A 14,269-nucleotide genomic window follows, 5' to 3' on the forward strand; every position below is an offset into this window, starting at 1 on the left:
CCACCTTCCTTCACGATTGTGGCAGCGCCAGCAGGATTTATCGCCAATGACTAAAAAGTGATGACACGGCCGCGCATGGGCACCGGCTTTGCTGCCCGGACGCGGCCGGCGGCATACGCCTGAGGCGATCGACGGCAGCGATGAGTGCTCGACTGGATGATGCCGGCTTGGTCCCTATGTAGCTGGGAATTGAAGCCCGAAGCAGAGGAGCCCATCCATGACGAGACCCGACGCCAAGCCCACCATCACCCAGGCGATGATCGACGCCTATGACGAGTACACGCATCTGACGCTCGATCGCCGCCGGTTCATGGAGCAGTTGACCCGGCTTGCCGGATCAGGTGCGGCGGCGGCAGCGATCGCGCCGCTTCTGGCGGCCAATTCGGCGCAAGCAGCAATCGTCGCCGACAACGATCCGCGCGTGAAGGGCGAGGACATCAGCTACCCCGGCGGCAGCGGCGAGATGAAGGGCTATCTGGTCAAGCCGGCGAACCAGGCGGGCAAGCTCGGTACCGTCATCGTCGTGCATGAGAACAGGGGGCTCAACCCGCATATCCGCGATGTGGCGCGGCGCGTGGCGCTGGAAGGCTTCGTGGCGCTGGCGCCGGATTTTCTGTCGCCGCTCGGCGGCACGCCGACCGACGAAGACAAGGCGCGCGACATGTTCGGCAAGCTCGATCCGGCGCAGACCATCGCTGACGGTGTTGCGACCGTCGCTTTCCTCAAGAGCGACAAGGACGGCAACGGCAAGGTCGGCGCTATCGGCTTCTGCTGGGGCGGTGGCACGGTCAACATGCTGGCCGTCAACGCGCCCGATCTCAGTGCCGGCGTTGCCTATTACGGCATGCAGCCGAAGGCCGCCGATGTATCCAAGATCAAGGCGGCCTTGCTGCTGCACTATGGCGGACTCGACGAGCGCATCAATGCCGGCATCGACGCCTTCAAGAACGAACTCGACGCGGCGCATGTCGACTACACGGTCTATGTTTATGAAGGCGCCAACCACGCCTTCAACAACGATACGTCGGCGGCGCGCTACGACAAGAAGGCGGCTGACCTCGCCTGGGGCAGAACGATCGCCTTCCTTCGGGAAAAACTGAAATGACTTCAGCTGTCATGCCGCCGGCGCCCAGGCGGTTTCGAAGGCCGGCGACAGGGTGAAGCCGGCCGGCCGCGCCGAAACGGGGGGCGGGCGGCGCACGCCTTCCTGCAGGTACCGCAACGCCGACGTCAGCCCGTTCATCGTGTAAGGCTTGGCTATGACGCCGATCGCGCCGGCGAAATGATCGGGGATGCGCTTCGGATTGGCGGTCATGAACACCACCGTCGAACTCTTCCTTTCGCCTATGTACTTGGCCACGTCGATGCCGGACGGCCCGTCACTCAGATGGATGTCGACGAAGGCGATATCGGCTTCGGTCGCATCCGCCATGGCCATGGCTTCCGCCGAAGAGGTCGCCCAGCCGACGACGCTGTGGCCGGCGTCCTCGACAAGGCTCTCCAGCTCCATTGCCAGCAGCGCTTCGTCCTCGATGATCAGGACCTTGAGCGGCTCAATCATGACACATTCCCTTTTTCCTGAGGTTCGTTCGGGATCGAGCTAACGACCTTCGTGCCGGGGCCGGTGTCGCGCCATTCGATCTCGGCATGCAACTGGCGGGCGAGCGATTTGATCAGCCGCATGCCGAACGAGGCATCGCCGTTGGCGTCGGCCATGCCGACGCCGTCGTCCGACACCTCGATATTCAAGTGGCCGTCGGGCTGGCTCATTTTGATGCCCAGGCGGCCGGCCGACATTCCGTCGGGCTTGGACTTGAAGGCATGCTTGAGAGCATTGGTGACGAGTTCGTTGACCATCAGAGCGACGGGCGTTGCCTTTTCCGCGGAAATGACGATCGGTTCCAGGTCGAGAGCCGGACTGATCTCAGAGCGTCCCGACGCCGTCAGCAGGTCTGTCACCAGATCCTTGGCGAAATCCGCCACATCGAACTTGCTGACGTCCTTCGACTGATAAAGCCGCCGATGCACCGTGCTCAGGGCTTCGATGCGCTCCAGCATGGTGGTCAACGAACGCCTGATCGCTTCGTCCCGTATGGTCCGCCGCTGCATAATGATGAGGGAAGAGATCATCTGCAGGTTGTTTTTCACCCGGTGATCCACCTCATGCAGCAAGGTGGTCTGCGCCTCGAGGGCGGCTTCCAGTTCCGCGGTGCGTTCCTTCACCGCCTTTTCGAAGCGGTCCTTGTCCGCGTTGATGCGACTCTCCGATTGTTTGCGATCCGAGACGTCGAGCTGCGATGCGAAAAAGAACTGCAAATCGCCTTTGTCGTTCGAAACGGGGCTGATGTAGAGCGCGTTCCAGAAGGTCGAGCCGTCCCTGCGGTAGTTCAGGATATCGACGCTGACATCGGTTTCATCCTCGATCGCCGCGCGTATCTGTTCGACAGCGGCCTTGTCGGTCTTCGGTCCCTGCAGGAAGCGGCAGTTCCTGCCCAGAACCTCATGACGCTCATATCCGGTCAGTCGCAGGAAAGCGTCATTGGCGAACACGATAGGATTGTCCTGCTGTCGGGGATCGGTAATGATCATCGACATGCGGGTGGCGCGGATAGCCGCCGCGAACGGATCGCCCTTGCCGTGCTCGACATGCAGATCGTCCGTCATGTGCCATGCGTCGGCAGGCTCCCTGGTCCGTTTCCATTCCATTCTGTCACTCCAAGCCATTTTCGCGGGTGACAACGGATCAGACGCCGATTTGGTTCAATCTTGAGCCTTCCTGTCGCAGTTCGTACCGAGAATCAGGCCTCCGGAGTTAGCCGGCCGATGCCGGCTTGTGGAAGGCGACGCCGGCGACCACCAGCGCAATGCCGAGGCAATCGATAAAACCCGGAATCTGGCGCAGCACGACGACGCCGATCAGCGTCGCGGTGACCGGCAGCAGCGACAGCATCAGCGCGAAGCTCGCGCGTGGCAGCCGCGACATGGCGAGCTGGTCGCAGATGTAAGGAATGACCGACGAGCAGATGCCGACGCCGATGGCGGCGAGCAGCAGCGGCAGTGAGAAAAAGGCCGGCAGCGCATCGGTGAAGCCGATCGGCAGCACGACGATGAAGGCGACCGCCATGGCAGCACCCAGGTCGGCGATGCCGCTGCCGGCGCCTGAAGCGGCGACGCGATGGCCGAGTACGATGTAACCGACAAACAGCGCCCCGTTGAGGATGGCCCAGAACAGCCCGATGGGATCGTCGGACCATCTGACATCGATGAGCAGCAAGGTGCCGGCGACGGCGATGGCAAGGGCGGCGAGATTGCGCGTGCTCCTGAGGCCGATCGCCGCGACGCCGATGATGCCGACGAATTCGATCGCCGCCACCAGCGAGATCGGCAGTCGGTCGAGCGCCAGGTAGAACGAACAGTTCATCACCGCCAGACAGGCGCCGAAGGCCAGCAACAGCAGCCGCGTCGTGCGATCGGCGCGTGCGAAGCTTCGCCATGGACGGGTCAGGGGTGCGAAGATGAGTGCTGCCGTGGCGATGCGCAGCCACGCCATGCCGAGCACGCCGACATGCGGGAAAAGCAGCACGGCGAAGGCCGGCCCGAGATAGTGGAAGACGGCGCTGACGCCGAACCAGACATGCGGCGGCAGTTTTTCCGTTAGCTTGCCCAGGGTGAAGTTGCCCGGGGCAGGGGTCGCCGCGAGAGCTTGCGTTTGATCATCCATCGGATCAGTATCGCAGGCAGATTTGCCTATTTATATAGATGATGATTAGCTATTTCGGCTATCTTTCTCCCGGAATAAAGGAGTTTTCCATGAAGCGCCTTCGAACTGAAAGCGCCGATCTCGATGCCGCCGACATGAAGATCCTGCGCCTGCTGGAAAAGGACGCGCGCACCAGCACGGCGGAGCTGGCACGCTCGGTGGGCCTGTCGGCACCGAGTGTGGCTGAGCGCATCAAGCGGCTGCAGGAAAGCGGCGTCATCGAGGCCTATTCGGTCAGGATCAACCCGACGGCACTCGGCCTGCCGCTGTCGGCATGGCTGCGCATCCGGCCAGTGCCGGGGCAGTTGGCCGTCGTGGCCGAGATCATCCGCGAACTGCCGGAGATCGTGCAATGCGACCGCGTAACCGGAGAGGATTGTTTCATCGCGCTGGCGCATGTCGGGTCGGTGGTCGACCTCGAGCGGGTGATCGACCGCATCATTCCCTACGCGATGACCAACACGGCGATCATCCAGTCCTCGCCGGTGGTGGCGCGTTCGGCCCTGGCGGCGTTGAGGCGCCAGGCTTGACCTGCGGGGATTGTTCCGTTCGAGGACCTTATGCGTGGCCGCGCTTCATGCGCGCCTGTTTCAGGATGGCGCGCCAGCGGATCATGTCGAACGGGATCGGCTCGTTGTTGTTGGCGATGTGGAAGATCTCATTGTTGACGTTCTTGAGCGAGCGCCAGAAATCGTAGTCGGTGATGCGCGGATCGGCAGCCAACCTGTCCACCTCGACCTTGATGTCGGTTTTCATGCACTTTCCTCGAACCGGCGCCGCGCCGCCCGTGTCGCTACCTCGATGCAGATCGTTTTCGACCGGCCCGCTGAGTCGCGCAACGGCTCAAATGGCTTGTTCCCGTTAAAACCTTGGTAAGGTTAACGAGGGCGCCGCGCCGCTTCAAGCGCCGCCGCCGGTCGATGGCAAGGTTCTGCGATTTTAGATCGCCGGTGTGGCTTTGAAGCCGGAAACGAGACGTGTCGGCATCGCCCTATTTGCGTTTGATGCCGATCGAGCGGCCGGCCCGTTCCGGCATCGGCAGGGCCGAATGGGCGGCGCGCATGTCTTCGACCCTGGCCAGCACATCGGCGGGGAAGGGCGCCACCTTCGGCCCGGACATGTCGACATGCAGCGACAGCGATTCGGAAGTCGCGGCCAGCCAGCCGTCGACATGGCGGATTTCCTGATAGGCCCGCAGCCGCTTGTCGTCATGGTCGATGAGCTGGAAGGAGACCGTGACCTTGTGCTCGAGATGCAGCTCCTGCACGTAGCAGACATGGACTTCGGCGGTGTAGATGGTGAGGCGGCGATCCCTGGCATAGTTCGGTCCCATGCCCATTGCCTCGAAGGCGTCGTCCGAGCAGCGGTCGAACAGCACGTTGTAATAGGCCATGTTGAGATGGCCGTTGTAGTCGATCCAGTCCTTCTCGATGTCCATGGGTTTCGAGACGAAGGGAGTGGGGATGGGCATCGAAACTTCCTTGTTCTGGTGCTGGACAGAGCGTGGCTCCGGAGACTCTATTTGTTCTGACGCAATTTCGGACGGAAAACCGCTTCACACTTTTCCTGGAATTGCTTTACGCATCCATAGACGCATAACAAGCATGGACGCTGGTCCATTCGCGGAGGAATTCATGGCTCTGAGCGACCTCAACCCGGTCGAACGCAACGAGGAAGGCATCGCCGCGGTGCTCGGCATCCTCAAGCAGCAGCTCGGCGAGCGATTCCAGACCGGCCAGGCGATCCGCTCGCAGCACGCGCACACCACCACCTACATTCCGACGCAGGCACCGGATGGCGTTGCGTTCCCCGAGACGACGGCCGAGGTGCAGGAGATCGTGCGCGCCTGCGCCGTGCATCGCGTGCCGGTCATCGCCTTCGGTGTCGGTTCCTCGCTGGAAGGCCACACCAATGCTCCGGGCGGCGGCATATCGGTCGACACCTCGCGCATGAACCGCATCCTGGCTGTCAATCCGCAGGATCTCGACTGCACGGTCGAACCCGGCGTCACCCGCGAGGATTTGAACCGGCACCTGCGCGACACCGGCCTGTTCTTTCCGATCGATCCCGGCGCCAATGCCTCGCTGGGCGGCATGGCCGCAACGCGGGCCTCCGGCACCAACGCGGTGCGCTACGGCACGATGCGCGAGAACGTGCTGTCGCTGACCGCCGTCATGGCCGACGGCGAAACGGTGACGACCGGCAAGCGCGCGAAAAAGAGCTCGGCCGGCTATGATCTGACGCGGCTGCTGGTCGGCTCGGAAGGCACGCTCGGCATCATCACGTCGCTGACCTTGAAGCTGCAAGGCATCCCGCAGGCGATTTCGGGTGGCGTCTGCCCGTTTCCGAGCGTCGAGGCGGCCTGCAACGCGGTTATCGCGACGATCCAGATGGGCATCCCGGTGGCGCGCATCGAACTGGTCAACGCCTTGCAGATGCGGGCGATGAAGAATTATTCCAAGCTCGACTATCCTGAAAGCCCGTGCCTGTTCGTCGAGTTCCATGGCAGCGATGCCGGTGTTGCCGAACAGGCCGAGACCTTCGGCATGATCGCGGAGGAGAATGGCGGCGGGCCGTTCCTGTGGACCAGCGTCGCCGAGGAGCGCACCAAATTGTGGAAGGCGAGGCACGACGCCTACTGGTCGTCGCTGACCCTGCGGCCCGGCGCCAAGGGGCTGTCGACCGATGTCTGCGTGCCGATCTCGCGCTTTGCCGAATGCGTCATGGAAACCGAGGCCGATATCGCCGAGATGGGCCTGATCGCGCCGATCGTCGGCCATGCCGGCGACGGCAATTTCCACGTGCTGGTGCTGATGGATGTGAACGATCCCAAGGAGATCGCGCTGTCGGAAAAGTTCGTCGCGCGGCTCAACATGCGAGCCATCGCCATGGACGGCACCTGCACCGGCGAGCACGGCATCGGCCAGGGCAAGATCGGCTTCCTGCGCCACGAGCTCGGCCACGGCGTCGACATCATGCGCACCATCAAGCAGGCGCTGGATCCGCAAAACATCATGAATCCGGGCAAAATCCTGCCGCAAAACTAGCCAGTCCTTCGACGCAAGGTTCGCATGCGGCTTTGTCCTGGACCGAGCCACGTTTCAGGCCGAGATCGGCCGCACGGTGGGCCTGGAATTGCCGGCACCTTCGGAACCGATTCCCACCTTTTCACGTTGCGGCAACCGACGCATATCGTCAAAGCGGAGCGGCCGCCCATGAACTGGAAAGGCGTCTGGAAGAATCAATACGGGTCCATTGTCGAGATCACCGATGATGCGGACAATCGTATATCGGGATCGTTTCGAACCGCGCTGCCGGATAGCGGTTTCCATGGCCAGGAGATTCCGATTTTAGGCGTCCACCGCGGCGACTGCATCAGTTTTGCCGGCGGCGGAAAGACGGCGGTTGGGGATGCGATCGTTTCCTACACCGGCCTCCTTCGGGCGGGCAAAATGGAGACGTTGTGGTTTGTCGTCTCGGATGCGGCGATAAAGGCCGGCGGCGAGGGCCAACCCGCGAAAATCGAAAAGCTGAATTGGTGGCGTTCGATGTCGACCAGCGCGGACACGTTCCAAAGAAGCTAGTGTCGACGGCAGCTCGTTCGGGGTTCACGCGCGACGCACCGGCTCGGCCTGATGAAGATAGCCGGTGAACGTGTCGGGAGACGTGGGTTTCGACAATTGGGTCACGATCCTGCCGACCTCGCCGCGATGATAGCCGCCATGGGTAATGACGTGTGCCAACATCTCCTCGCGTGACATTTCCCCTGGAGCACCACTGGTAAAGGTGAAGGGGATCGGCTCCGCCAGAGCTTCGGGCTCCAGCTGTTCGACATAGCGCAGATACCACTGGTCGGTTTCGGTGATCGCCTTCGATAACTCGGCGAGTGTCGGCGTGCTGCTCGTGCCTGTATCGCGAAAACCGTGCTTCTGCTTCTGGACGTTCGAGGCAAAAATCTTGTCGACGACATGCGCGTGATTGATGGTCTCGAGGATCGTGCCGAACTGCTCTTCCGATACGTCGCTCTCGATCCCTGCCAGCAAGTCAAGCAGTCCATCATCAGCCCATGATTTGTAGCGGAATAGGGAGTGAAGCAGGGTCTTGCTGCTCATGATGGCCTCTCGTTTTTTAGGTGACAGGCGGGACTTGCTTGTCGCGGCCCGCTCGATAAATGTGAGCTGACAGTCGCATTTTGCGGAAGAAGCCCCGATATGGCTACTCGCGTTCCCTTGCAATCTGGAAGCGTGCGCAAAGCACCACGGCAGCAGCGTTCGCGTGCGACCGTGGACACGATCGTGGAGGCGGCGGCTCGCGTTCTGGCACGGCGCGGCTGGGCGGATTTCACCACCAATGAAACGGCGTCCGTGGGCGGCGTCAGCGTCGGTTCGATCTACCAGTATTTCCCCAACAAGCTGGCCTTGGCGGAGGAGATCCGCAAACGCCATCTCGACGCAGTGCTCGCGGCCATATCCGGTTCGGATGAGCGCGGCTCAGCGGTCGCGGTGGAACAGCGGGCGGCCAAGCTTGTCGATGGCGTCGTCGCCGCCCACAGCGTCGATCAGGAACTGCATCGCGTCCTGCTCGACGAAGTGCCGCTTGCCGCCCGCTCGACGCAGGATCAGTTCGAGGCGGAGTATCTGCGCCGCTACCGGGCGGTAATCGCGTCGGCCAAGGGCAAGGCCGATCCCGAACGCGACGACATTGCCGCGCGCGTGCTGTCGGGCGCGGTCGAAGGGGTCGTGCACGCAGCGGCGCGACATGGCGAACTCCAATCGCCGGCCTTGCGAGCGGAACTCATCGAACTGGTCTGCGCCTATCTGCGCAGCCGACGCACGGGCTGATCCGGCATCTAACTGAGCCCGACTAGTTCTCCTGCGCGCCCTCAACAAGTGTCTGCAGCATGGGGCGGGTTGGCGCGAAGAATGTCGTGCCGGTGTACGGCGTGGAGAAATCGAGCAGGCGGTCGTAAGCGCCCGGCGGCTCGCCGATATACATGCGCTGCAGCATTTTTTCGGTGACCCAAAGATATCTGGAATAGCCGATGAAGTAGGTGCCGAACTCGTTCTGTCCCGGCCTGCCGAACGGCATGTTGTCGCGCAAAATATCGTACTCGTTGCTGGCGGCATCCTCGATGGTGGCCAGCGACTTGTGCGATTTGCGCGGCGCATCGTCATCGTCGATTTCGATGTTGTCGATCTTGGTGCGGCCGATGATCGCTTCCTGCTCGGGCGTCGGAATGCGCGCCCAGGCCTGCATGTCGTGGAGATATTTCTGGACGACGACATAGCTGCCGCCGGCAAAGTCGGCGTCTTCATCGCCGATAAGCGCAGAGGCGGGCAAGTCGAGGCCGGTCGGGTTGGCGGTCCCGTCGACGAAGCCGAGCAGGTCGCGCGCATCGAAATAGCGAAAGCCGGAAACCTCATCGATGACGCTTACGCCGTCACCGAGATTGTCGAGCAGGATGCGCTCGAACTCGAAGCACATGTCGGGTCGCTCGGAGCGGATGTGGAAGAGAAGATCGCCGGCGGTCGAAGGCGCCGAATGAACGGCACCCTTGATCGGCGCGAACGGTTTCAGTTCCAGCGGCCGCCGGTCTGGAGAGAGACGATCCCAGAGATCGCGGCCGATGCCGGCTATGCACGACAGCCGCCCGGAAAGGTCGCGGAATCCGACATTTTTGACCAGGTCGTCGAGTTTGCCGAGCACCGACGCAACCTTGGCGAGCGCGCTCTGCCCACTGGCGACGGCGACGACAAGAAAGACCGCCGAAAGCGACAGCGGAGCGTCGACACTTTGCGCATCGATCGGCACGCGATCCCAGTTCTTGCCCGACATCCGATTTCTCCGCTTCGCCGGGATTTGTTTCAGATCACCGGAGATCGCGCAACTGGATGAATTGCCTCTTTATCGACACGCGGATGCGGGTAGAGTGCGGCGGAAATTCAACCAACCTGTTCGGAGCTGATGCTCGCACGCCTGTTCGTGATCTTTGGTGGCCTGTTCGTGCTGGTGCTGTGTGCGGCGCTGGTGGTGCCGTATTTTATCGACTGGACCGGCTACCGCGCCGACTTCGAGCGCGAGGCGAGCGCCATTCTCGGCCGCAAGGTGACCGTGCAGGGCGACGCCACGGCAAGGCTGTTGCCGTTCCCTTCGGTGACCTTCTCGAATGTCGCCGTCGCCGGCGGCCCCAACGGCCAGCCGGCCATGACGGTCGAGACGTTTTCGATGGATGCGGAACTGGCGCCCTTCCTGCGCGGTGAAGTGCTGATCTTCGACATGCGGCTGGTGCGGCCGAAAGCGACCATCGATATCGCCAATGACGGCACTGTCGACTGGGCGATACGGCCGTCCTCGCCCTTCGACCCCAGCCAGATCTCGATCGAGAAGCTGACGGTGACGGAGGGTCAGATCGAAGTTCGCCATGCCGCTGGCGGGCGCAGCCATCTGTTTTCCGAGATCAATTCGACCGTCTCGGCCAAGTCGCTGGCCGGCCCATGGCGCATGGACGGCACGCTGCGGCTGGACGGGTTGCGCACCGCGGTCACCGCGTCCACCGGCAAGGCCGAAGGCTCAGGACAGATGCGGTTTCGGCTGAAGGCCGATCCGGACGCGTATCCGCTGGTCATCGAGACCGACGGCAATGCCGGCATCGTCAATGGAGCCGCCGTCTACTCCGGCCAGTTCAAGATTTCCGGTGCCGACAAGAACAGCGCCGAGCTGCGCGGCACCGATGGCGAGACGGTGAAAGCCTCGGCCGGTGAGCCCGATCCGGGCTTTCGGCTGAACGGCAAATTTTCGCTCGACCACCAGAAACTCGGGGTCGACGAATTCCGCTTCGAGACCGGGCCGCTCGACAACCCCTACACCGCCGATGGCAAGGCTTCTGTCGATCTCGGGCTGAAACCGAGTTTCGCCATCGAGGCCAATGGCGCGCAGGTGCAGTTCGACGAGGCGGTGGGCGCCGAAGCCGGCGCCGGCCTGACGCTGGACCAGCGCATCGCGGCGTTCGAGCAAGCGCTGCTCGATATGCCGAAGCCGACCATCCCCGGCACGGTCGAGGTCAAGCTGCCGGCGGTGGTGGTCGGCGACACCACGGTGCGCGACGTGCATCTTTCCGCCGAGCCGGTCGATGGCGGCTGGTCGGTGAAATCGCTTGCCGCGACCTTGCCCGGCCGCACCACGCTGGAAGCGGATGGCATGCTGGTGCTCAATTTGGAGGGTCATTTCGGCTTCAACGGCTCGCTGCTGCTGGCCGTGGCGCAACCTTCCGGCTTTGCCGCCTGGCTGTCGAAGGATGTCGACGAGGCGATCCGCCGCCTGCCGGCCGCGGGCTTCAAGGCCAAGGTCGACCTCTCGCAGAAGCGCCAGGCCTTCAGCGATCTCGAACTGATCCTGGGCAAGGCGAAGTTTTCCGGCCGCATCGATTCCAGCCAGCCCGACGATGCCAAGCCCTCGGTGCTGATGCGGCTCGAAGGCGGTGATCTCGATGTCGACGGGCTGGCGGCCTTCGCCTCGATCTTCGTCAGCGACAAGGGCGCCAATCGCTTTGCCGACCGAGACCTCGATTTCCAGATCAAGGCCGGGCCGGTCAACGCCGGCGGGTTGACCGCCGACACGGTCGACACGGCGCTCAGGCTGCGCGACGGGCTGCTCGAAATCGACCGGCTTTCGGTGGGCGGGCTGGCCGGCGCCTCGATCAGCGCCACCGGCCGGATCAAGGATTTCCCCGCGAGCCCAACCGGCAAGCTCGATGCGTCGGTGGTTGCCGTCGATCTGAAGCCGCTGATCGATGTCGCCGCCCAGCACTATCCCGACAGTGCCGTGCTCAAGGGACTGTCGAGCCGTGCTGCTGCCTATCCCGAGCTGTTCCAGGATGCGCGCATCGACCTGGTGGCCAGTGCGGCCGACAATGGCGACGGCACCACGGGCCTGGCGGTAAGCGGGCAAGGCAAGGCCGGCGGCTCGGCCTTTTCGGCGTCGCTGTCGGGGAAGGGCGCGGTGGACAAGCTTCTCGAAGCGCCGGTGGCGCTGACCTTCAACGCCAAGAACCCCGATGCCACCGCGCTGCTGGCGCTCTATGGCCTGCCGGCGCTGCCGCTCGGCATGCTGGGCGAGGCAAACACCGATATTCAGGCCAAGGGCACGTTTGGCGGCGGCCTGGCGACGAATTTCAGCCTTGCCGGCAATGACTTCAAGGCCGGTTTCGAGGGAACGATCGCCGACACGCCGCAAGGCCTCGCCGCCAAGGGCAAGCTCAGCCTCGATGCCGCCGACATCGAGCCATGGCTGATGACGTCGGGCATCGGCCTGCCAGGCATGGGGGCGGGCATGTCGACGTCGCTCGCAGCGCAGGGCGACTACGGCAACGGCCTGCTGGTGCTGGACGAACTCAGCGGCGCCATCAACGAAGCGGCGGTGTCCGGCGACGTCAATATCGATGTAAAGGATGGCGTGCCACATCTGGCCGGGGCGCTGGCGCTCGACGAACTCGACCTCGATCCCCTGGCGGTGGCGCTGTTCGGCGACTCCGCCTTTCTGGCCGACAAGGAGGGCGCAGCCAAAGACGGGGCAGGCAAGGGTGGCGTGTGGCCGGCGACGCCGTTCAGCCAGAAATCCAGCCTGCCATTCACCGCCGACCTCGACCTGACGACGGCAGCACTGGCCGCCGGCCGGTTCGCCACCGCCTATGACGCCGCCTTTTCGCTCAAGCTCGACCAGGAAGGCATCCGCGTTTCGGATCTCAAGGCGAAGTTGCTGGGCGGGGCGCTGACCGGCCTATTCGAGTTGAAGAACAACAACGGCACCGGGCTGTTCTCTGGCCAGATGAAACTGGCGGGCGCCGATCTGGCGACCGTGCTGCCGGATGCCGGCATCAGCGGCATCGGCGATTTGTCGACGGCGCTGTCAAGCAGCGGCAAATCGGTCGAAGGGATGGTGGCTGCCTTGTCAGGCTCCGGAACTGCGGCGTTGAAGGGCGTGAAAGTTGCTGGCCTCAATCCAGATGCGTTCAGTGCGTTCCTCGCCAAGGCGGATGCGATCGGGCGCGACATCGATGCGGCCAAGACCGCCGGCTTCGCGCCCGAGATCGCCGCTGATGGCAGTTTTGCCGCCGGCGATACCGACATAGCCTTCACGGTTGCCGGCGGCACGCTGCGGGCGCCGCCGGTCAGCCTGGAAAATCCAGCGGCGACCTTGTCCGCCGACATCACGGCGGATCTCAACGCGGCCACGGTGTCGGCCAAGGGTGCGATCACCTATCGGCCTGGCGACGAGGCGCTGGTCGGCTCCGAGCCGGTTGTGAATTTCACCGCCGAGGGGCCGTTCGGCGCGGTCAAACGAGCATTCGACAGTGAGCCGCTGGCGCAGTTCCTGACCCAGCGCGCGCTGGAGAAGGAGCAGCAGCGCGTCGAGGCGATGCAGGCCGCGCTGCTCGAGAAGCAGCGGCTGCGGCGCGAGGTGCGCTATTACGCTGCGCTGCAGGATGCTCGCGACAAGGCGGCCGAGGAATTGCGCCGGCAGGAGGAAGCAGCGCGGCTCAAAGCCGAAGCTGACGCCAAGGCCAAGGCCGAAGCGGATGCACAGGCTCAGGCTGAGGCGGACGCAAAGGCTCAGGCCGACGCGAAGGCGAAAGCCAAGGCGGACGCAGATGCCAAAGCCAAGGCCGATGCCGATGCGAAGGCGGCTGCCGAAAAGCAGGCCGCCGACGAGGCCGCCAAGGCGCAGGCCGAGCAGGAGCAGCAGAAGGCGGAAGAGGCGATGCGTATTGCCTCGCAGGAAAAGGCAAGGCTCGAAGCCGAACGCAAGGCCGCGCAGCCTCCGAAGGTGGAGCGGGCGCCGCTGCCGCAGGCCAACGACAATCCGCCGCCGGCCAAGCCGAAGGCCAATCCGTTCACGATCGACAATCTGCTGAAGTCGCTGCAGTAGTAGTCGACTACCCACGGTCTCGATCGAGCAGCCGCCGCAGCATCGGTTCGATGCGTGACAGTTCGTCGAGATGCGCCGCCGACAGCTCGGCCAGGCAATCGTCGGCGCGCTCGGTCAGTTGCAGCAGCACGCGGCGATGGTCGTCCTTGTCCTGATCCCTTGTGACCAGCCCTGCCTCGCCGAGACGGTTGACCAGTTCGACGGCGCTGTGGTGGCGAATGCGCAGGCGTTCCGCGAGATCGCCAACCGTCACCGGGCCGCCGCCGGGGAATCCCTTGATCGCCAGCAGCGCCTGATGCTGGCGCGGGGTCAGGCCGGCGTCTTCCGCCTGGACCTGGCTGAATTCGAGGAACCGGCGGATCAGGTAGCGAAACTCCGACAGCCGCTGGTAATCGGCCTGGCTGATGGCGGGACGTTGTTCTCGTGGCTGCGACATATCAGACATGTGTTCGTTTTCCGGCGAAAGCTCAAACGGATTTCGGGCGAAACCGGCTTGAATATTTATATCGTGTTACGATACATAGCCACCGACAAACCCGGCTGGCCGCTTCGACCGTGCCGCACCCCAGACATACGGCCGCCGCC

14 protein-coding genes are annotated in these 14,269 nt (G+C 63.5%); 6 read left to right on the forward strand and 8 right to left on the reverse strand.

Going from position 1 to position 14,269, the window contains the following annotated elements:
* The first annotated feature begins 217 nt into the window (after positions 1-217).
* A complete protein-coding gene (locus P3C39_RS04375; protein WP_275952750.1) occupies positions 218-1,105 on the forward strand; it encodes a dienelactone hydrolase family protein in 888 nt (295 codons plus the stop codon).
* Positions 1,106-1,114: 9 nt separating this feature from the next.
* Here P3C39_RS04375 and P3C39_RS04380 read toward each other — a convergent pair whose 3' ends face one another.
* From P3C39_RS04380 to P3C39_RS04390, 3 genes are all read right to left on the reverse strand, one after another.
* The gene (locus tag P3C39_RS04380) at positions 1,115-1,561 is read right to left on the reverse strand and encodes a response regulator (protein WP_013531002.1); all 447 of its coding nucleotides are present in this window, start codon (positions 1,559-1,561) and stop codon (positions 1,115-1,117) included.
* Positions 1,558-2,706 (reverse strand): histidine kinase dimerization/phosphoacceptor domain -containing protein, encoded by a 1,149-nt coding sequence (locus P3C39_RS04385; RefSeq protein WP_275952751.1) that lies wholly within the window; start codon positions 2,704-2,706, stop codon positions 1,558-1,560. Before P3C39_RS04385 ends, P3C39_RS04380 begins: the two co-directional genes overlap by 4 nt.
* Before the next feature lie 106 nt (positions 2,707-2,812).
* Entirely contained in the window at positions 2,813-3,721 is a 909-nt protein-coding gene (locus P3C39_RS04390; protein ID WP_275952752.1) for a DMT family transporter, read from the reverse strand.
* A gap of 89 nt (positions 3,722-3,810) precedes the next feature.
* Here P3C39_RS04390 and P3C39_RS04395 point away from each other — a divergent pair, with 89 nt between their 5' ends.
* Positions 3,811-4,290 carry an Lrp/AsnC family transcriptional regulator gene (locus tag P3C39_RS04395; RefSeq protein ID WP_013531005.1) on the forward strand — a complete coding sequence of 160 codons (480 nt, stop codon included), beginning with the start codon at positions 3,811-3,813 and terminating at the stop codon, positions 4,288-4,290.
* A 28-nt stretch (positions 4,291-4,318) separates the two neighbouring features.
* On the opposite strand, the gene P3C39_RS04400 is transcribed toward P3C39_RS04395, so the two are convergent.
* Complete coding sequence (locus tag P3C39_RS04400) at positions 4,319-4,516, reverse strand: hypothetical protein (RefSeq protein WP_013531006.1); 198 nt, start codon at positions 4,514-4,516, stop codon at positions 4,319-4,321.
* 235 nt (positions 4,517-4,751) lie between these two features.
* A complete protein-coding gene (locus P3C39_RS04405; RefSeq protein ID WP_013531007.1) occupies positions 4,752-5,231 on the reverse strand; it encodes a thioesterase family protein in 480 nt (159 codons plus the stop codon).
* Positions 5,232-5,394: 163 nt separating this feature from the next.
* Here P3C39_RS04405 and P3C39_RS04410 point away from each other — a divergent pair, with 163 nt between their 5' ends.
* Entirely contained in the window at positions 5,395-6,807 is a 1,413-nt protein-coding gene (locus tag P3C39_RS04410) for an FAD-linked oxidase C-terminal domain-containing protein (protein ID WP_275952753.1), read from the forward strand.
* Positions 6,808-6,975: 168 nt separating this feature from the next.
* Positions 6,976-7,344 (forward strand): avidin/streptavidin family protein, encoded by a 369-nt coding sequence (locus P3C39_RS04415; protein WP_063173719.1) that lies wholly within the window; start codon positions 6,976-6,978, stop codon positions 7,342-7,344.
* 24 nt (positions 7,345-7,368) lie between these two features.
* Here the strand turns inward: P3C39_RS04415 and P3C39_RS04420 are convergent, their stop codons facing one another.
* Positions 7,369-7,872 (reverse strand): DinB family protein, encoded by a 504-nt coding sequence (locus P3C39_RS04420; RefSeq protein WP_275952754.1) that lies wholly within the window; start codon positions 7,870-7,872, stop codon positions 7,369-7,371.
* A gap of 171 nt (positions 7,873-8,043) precedes the next feature.
* Here P3C39_RS04420 and P3C39_RS04425 point away from each other — a divergent pair, with 171 nt between their 5' ends.
* Complete coding sequence (locus tag P3C39_RS04425; protein WP_275952755.1) at positions 8,044-8,601, forward strand: TetR/AcrR family transcriptional regulator; 558 nt, start codon at positions 8,044-8,046, stop codon at positions 8,599-8,601.
* Positions 8,602-8,623: 22 nt separating this feature from the next.
* Here the strand turns inward: P3C39_RS04425 and P3C39_RS04430 are convergent, their stop codons facing one another.
* Entirely contained in the window at positions 8,624-9,595 is a 972-nt protein-coding gene (locus tag P3C39_RS04430; protein ID WP_275952756.1) for a Dyp-type peroxidase, read from the reverse strand.
* Positions 9,596-9,724: 129 nt separating this feature from the next.
* Between P3C39_RS04430 and P3C39_RS04435 the strand changes: the two genes are divergently transcribed.
* The gene (locus P3C39_RS04435; protein WP_275952757.1) at positions 9,725-13,684 is read left to right on the forward strand and encodes an AsmA family protein; all 3,960 of its coding nucleotides are present in this window, start codon (positions 9,725-9,727) and stop codon (positions 13,682-13,684) included.
* 7 nt (positions 13,685-13,691) lie between these two features.
* Here the strand turns inward: P3C39_RS04435 and P3C39_RS04440 are convergent, their stop codons facing one another.
* Positions 13,692-14,129, reverse strand: coding sequence for a helix-turn-helix domain-containing protein (locus P3C39_RS04440; RefSeq protein ID WP_013531012.1), 438 nt, complete (start codon positions 14,127-14,129; stop codon positions 13,692-13,694).
* Positions 14,130-14,269: the final 140 nt, after the last annotated feature.

It is taken from the genome of Mesorhizobium sp. XAP4 (assembly GCF_029269325.1).
In the GTDB taxonomy this organism is placed as follows: Bacteria; Pseudomonadota; Alphaproteobacteria; order Rhizobiales; family Rhizobiaceae; genus Mesorhizobium; species Mesorhizobium ciceri.